Source organism: Microbacterium sp., assembly GCF_031988965.1.
GTDB lineage: Bacteria > Actinomycetota > Actinomycetes > Actinomycetales > Microbacteriaceae > Microbacterium.
On the sequence record NZ_DALZXX010000256.1, the window covers coordinates 1 to 2,069 of the forward strand.

General features: G+C 69.9%; 2 protein-coding genes and 2 pseudogenes. All 4 read left to right on the top strand.

The window, feature by feature from the left end; genetic code table 11:
• Positions 1–183: pseudogene (locus RTM68_RS18435) on the top strand (metal ABC transporter permease); the annotation flags it as partial.
• A gap of 116 nt (positions 184–299) precedes the next feature.
• A complete protein-coding gene (locus RTM68_RS18440; protein ID WP_194762277.1) occupies positions 300–716 on the top strand; it encodes a Fur family transcriptional regulator in 417 nt (138 codons plus the stop codon).
• Positions 713–1,759, top strand: a complete 1,047-nt coding sequence (locus RTM68_RS18445) for a permease (RefSeq protein ID WP_396654253.1) — start codon at positions 713–715, stop codon at positions 1,757–1,759. The genes RTM68_RS18440 and RTM68_RS18445 overlap by 4 nt, the downstream gene beginning before the upstream one ends.
• A pseudogene (locus RTM68_RS18450) lies at positions 1,752–2,069 on the top strand (DUF1980 domain-containing protein); the annotation flags it as partial. The gene RTM68_RS18445 and the pseudogene RTM68_RS18450, both read left to right, overlap by 8 nt.

Consider the following 2,069-nt stretch of genomic DNA (forward strand, 5'->3'; position numbering starts at 1 on the left):
GGGGCCGTGGCCGTGCCGCTGCTCGCGGCGCTGTTCGGCTTCGTGTCGGCCGTCGGCGGCATCCTGCTCGCGCTCGCCGGCACCCTGCCGGTGAGTCCGTACATCACGACCCTGTCGTTCACGATCTACGTCGTGTGCTGGATCATCCAACGCGCCCGCGCCCGGGTGCGGCGCACACGGTAGGCGTTCGAATCGCGCACTGTGCAGAAAATCCGTCGCCGGATCTGCAAGGTGAGCGATTCGAAAGCCCGGTGCAGTTCCCAGGGCCTCGCAAGGGCGTCGCGCCTAGAATCGTCGGTATGGCTCAACGGAACACCTGGCAGCGCGAACGCGTGCGCGAAGCCCTCGCCGATGCGCGCGGCTTCGTCAGCGCGCAGAGTCTGCACGCCGCGCTCCGTGACGAGAACACCGGCATCGGCCTGGCCACCGTGTACCGCGCTCTCGCGGGACTCGCCTCGTCGGGAGACGCCGACTCGCTGCAGAGCCCCGAGGGTGAGGCCCTCTACCGCGCCTGCACGACGCAGGGACACCACCACCACCTGATCTGCCGCAACTGCGGACTGACCGTCGAGATCGAGGCGACCGACGTCGAGCAGTGGGCGCACCGCACCGCGGCCCTGCACGGCTTCACGGATGCCGCACACGTCGTCGACATCTTCGGACTGTGCGCCCCGTGCACCAACAAGCGCGACGCAGAAGAGGCAGCGAACGCGTGACCGCTCAGGCCACGACGCGGCCGGGCCATGCGCACGGTTCCCACCGCACGCCCGTCCGCCCGCCGCGCTCGCCGTGGATCGGTGTCGGCATCGGGGCCGCGATCGTCGCCGCACTGTTCCTGATCGATCGGTTCCTGCCGACGCTCTTCACCGCCAGTCTTCCGGCCCGAGCCCAGGACGGACTCACGCTCGCGCTGAGCGTGCTGATCGAGGCGCTGCCGTTCGTGATCCTCGGCGTGCTGCTGTCGATCGTGGTGCAGGTGTGGCTGCCGGCCGACGTCATCCACCGCTGGCTGCCGAAACGCGCGTGGGCCCGTCGTGCCGTGCTGTCGCTGCTGGGCATGCTGATCCCGGTGTGCGAGTGCGGCAACGTGCCGTTCGCCCGCGGCCTGATGATGCGCGGACTCGCCCCCGCCGAGGCACTGACCTTCCTGATCGCCGCGCCGATCGTCAACCCGATCGTGATCCTCACCACGCACGCGGCCTTCGGCTTCGACGACGGCATCCTCGTCGCCCGCCTCATCGGGGGCTACCTGATCGCGAACCTCATCGGCTGGATCTACAGCCGTCACCCCTCGCCCGACTCCCTGCTCACGCAGCGCTTCATCGACACCTGCGATCGGGTCACGCATGAGCCCGGCACCCCGGTGCGCCGCAGCCTGACGCAGTTCCTCGTCGAGCTGCGCGCGGTCATGCCCGCCCTGATCATCGGCTCGGCGCTCGCCGGGGCGGTGCAGGTGCTGATCCCGCGGGATCTGCTGCTGGCGATCGGCTCGAACCCCGTGCTGTCGATCGTCGCGATGATGGCGCTCGCCATGACCGTCGCGATCTGCTCGAACGTCGATGCGTTCTTCGCACTGTCGTTCGCCTCGACATTCTCGTCGGGGGCGCTCGTCGCCTTCCTGCTCGTCGGCCCCCTCGTCGACGTCAAGATGCTCGCCCTGATGCGCACGACGTTCACGACCCGCACGCTCGCGGGCATCGTGGGCGTGGTCGTGCTCGCCGCCTTCGTGATCGGGATCGGGGTGAACGTCCTTGTCTGAGCAGGTCTCCGCGTCTGAGCGCTCGGCCCGCTGCCGCGCGCTCGGCAGCCGCTGGCTGGGAATCGGTCTCGCCACGGTCGTCGCCGTCGTGACCCTCGGTCTCGGTCTCACGGGCCGCCTCACGCTCTACATCAGCCCGGAGTCGGTGTGGTTCGCCTGCGCCGCGGCGGTGGTGACGCTCGCCGGAGCCATCTGGTCGTGCACGCTGCCGCTCGGCTCCGAGGGCGATCACGGTCATGATCACGGGCACGGGGCCGACCACGACGACGCCGGGCACGATGCCCCGTCGACCCGGCGTCGCACCCTGGCG